Source organism: Anaerozeibacter quisquiliarum, assembly GCF_051162045.1.
GTDB classification, from domain to species: Bacteria; Bacillota; Clostridia; order Christensenellales; family Aristaeellaceae; genus Anaerozeibacter; species Anaerozeibacter quisquiliarum.
The window spans coordinates 1-1,158 of the sequence record NZ_JBISDI010000086.1; the positions used below are offsets into that span (position 1 = coordinate 1).

Here is a 1,158-nt window from a genome sequence, read left to right on the forward strand (position 1 = left end):
AACGTGGGCACGATCGGTCACGTCGATCACGGGAAGACGACGTTGACGGCGGCGATCACGATGGTGCTGGCGAAGTCGGGCGGGGCGGAAGCGATGCGCTACGACCAGATCGACAAAGCGCCGGAAGAGAAGGCGCGCGGGATCACGATCAACACGTCGCATGTGGAGTACCAGACGCAGAGGCGTCACTACGCGCATGTGGACTGCCCGGGTCACGCGGACTACGTGAAGAACATGATAACGGGCGCGGCGCAGATGGACGGTGCGATACTGGTGGTATCGGCGGCGGACGGCCCGATGCCGCAGACGCGCGAGCACATACTGCTGGCGCATCAGGTAGGCGTGGGTTACATCATCGTATTTTTGAACAAGTGCGACATGGTGGACGATCCGGAGCTGTTGGAACTGGTGGAGATGGAAGTACGCGAGCTGCTCAGCGAGTACAGTTTTCCGGGCGACGATCTGCCGATCATCAGGGGTTCGGCGCTGGAAGCGCTGGAGTACGTGATGAACGACGGAACGGACGTGAAGAACGCGCCGCAGACGAAGTGCATCTTCGAGTTGATGGACGCGGTGGACTCGTACATACCGGATCCGGAGCGCGCGACGGACAAGCCGTTCCTGATGCCCGTGGAGGACGTATTTTCGATCACGGGGCGTGGCACGGTTGCGACGGGGCGCGTTGAGCGTGGCATGGTCAAGGTGCAGGACACGGTGGAGATCGTGGGTCTGATGGAGAAGAGCCGTTCGACGGTGGTCACGGGCGTGGAGATGTTCCGCAAGCTCTTGGACTTTGCGGAGGCGGGCGACAACATCGGCGTGTTGCTGCGGGGTGTGCAGCGCACGGACATCGAGCGCGGGCAGGTGCTGGCGAAGCCCGGTTCGATCAAGCCGCTGACGCACTACATGGGGCAGGTGTACGTGCTGACGAAGGAAGAAGGCGGTCGTCACACGCCGTTTTTCAACGGGTATCGCCCGCAGTTCTACTTCCGGACGACAGACGTGACGGGCAACATCAAGCTGCCGGAAGGCGTAGAGATGGTGATGCCGGGCGACAACATTGAGATGGACATCTCGCTGATTACGCCGATCGCGATCGAGGAAGGTCTGCGCTTTGCCATCCGCGAAGGCGGCCGCACGGTGGGTTCGGGCGTCGTC

The 1,158-nt window shown here is 62.0% G+C and carries 1 protein-coding gene; it reads left to right on the top strand.

The window, feature by feature from the left end:
* Positions 1 to 1,158 (top strand): elongation factor Tu (gene tuf / locus ACH6CV_RS18070; RefSeq protein WP_456359611.1); only part of this gene is annotated, 1,158 nt, incomplete at both ends.